Genomic DNA, 365 nt, shown 5'->3' with positions numbered 1-365 from the left:
GTCGGGTGGGTTGGATGTGGGGCGGTTGCGGCGGTTCGCGGGGGAGGTGTTGCCCGATTACATGGTGCCGTCGGCGGTGGTGGTGGTGGAGGCGTTGCCGTTGACGGGGAACGGGAAGCTGGATCGGGCGGCGTTGCCGGTGCCGTCGGTGGTGGGGGCTGGGCAGGTGTCGGGTGGGGGGTCGTTGTCGGTGCGGGAGGAGGTGTTGTGCGGGCTGTTCGCGGAGGTGTTGGGGGTGGAGCGGGTGGGGGTGGATGACGGGTTCTTCGATCTGGGTGGGGACAGCATCGTGGCGATTCGGTTGGTGGCTCGGGGGCGTGCGGCGGGGGTGGTGTTCTCGCCTCGGGATGTGTTCCGGTATCAGA

At 69.0% G+C, this 365-nt stretch carries 1 protein-coding gene; it reads left to right on the top strand.

Annotated features, from left to right (window positions below; translation table 11 throughout):
- Positions 1-25: 25 nt before the first annotated feature.
- Positions 26-365, top strand: a 340-nt coding sequence (locus IG98_RS46290) for a phosphopantetheine-binding protein (protein WP_342666909.1), incomplete at its 3' end; no start/stop codon positions are given.

The sequence above is a fragment of the Streptosporangium amethystogenes genome, from assembly GCF_000721075.1.
Taxonomy (GTDB): domain Bacteria; phylum Actinomycetota; class Actinomycetes; order Streptosporangiales; family Streptosporangiaceae; genus Streptosporangium; species Streptosporangium amethystogenes.
Note: the sequence above shows the minus strand (reverse complement) of the source record. Positions and strands in the feature narration are given on the sequence as shown.